Raw genomic sequence first — 832 nt, 5'->3', positions numbered from 1 at the left:
GCTTAGACAGTGCAACCAGATACTTCTTAACCTCACCTGTCTTGGAAGTTACGATGATTTCACGGTTACCACGTTTGATCTTACCCATTGTCACCTCACCGTCGATTTCAGAAACGACAGCCGGATTTGACGGGTTACGAGCTTCAAACAATTCAGTAACACGAGGAAGACCACCCGTGATATCACCCGCCTTACCTACGGCACGCGGAATCTTCACGATTACTTCACCGGCTTTTACCTTCTGACCGTTCTCGATGATAACGTGACCACCTACCGGTAAGTTATAAGTACGGATCAAATCACCGTCCTCTGTTAAGATATGAGCGGTAGGAACTTTGGTTTTATCCTTGGATTCAATAATAATAATTTCACGAAGCCCTGTTGCTTCATCCGATTCAACCTTATAAGTAACGTTTTCAATCACGCCCTCAAATTCGATCTTACCGGTTGCTTCTGTGATAATAACAGCATTGAACGGGTCCCACTTAGCAATCAGTTTGCCTTTTTCTACCAAATCGCCGTCGCTTACATACAGTGTTGAACCATAAGGTACGTTATGAGTAGAAAGAACGATACCGGTATTCACATCCACAAAACGTACTTCGGCCAAACGACCTACTACCACTTTTGCAGATTCACCCATCTCGTCAACGATATCTACTGTACGCAACTCTTCAAATTCAAGACGTGCATTATTTTTAGCAACGATACTGGCGTTAGCTGCAATATTTGCAGCAGTACCACCGGCGTGGAATGTACGCAATGTCAACTGTGTACCCGGCTCACCGATAGACTGAGCAGCGATTACACCGACAGCTTCACCCTTCTGAAC

1 pseudogene is annotated in these 832 nt (G+C 45.0%); it reads right to left on the bottom strand.

The window, feature by feature from the left end:
• Window positions 1–832 (bottom strand): annotated as a pseudogene (locus tag AB5935_RS26265) (DNA-directed RNA polymerase subunit beta'); the annotation flags it as partial.

The sequence above is a fragment of the Phocaeicola sp. RTP21198st1_B8_RTP21198_201120 genome, assembly GCF_040929485.1.
Taxonomy (GTDB): Bacteria; Bacteroidota; Bacteroidia; order Bacteroidales; family Bacteroidaceae; genus Phocaeicola; species Phocaeicola dorei.
Note: the sequence above shows the minus strand (reverse complement) of the source record. Positions and strands in the feature narration are given on the sequence as shown.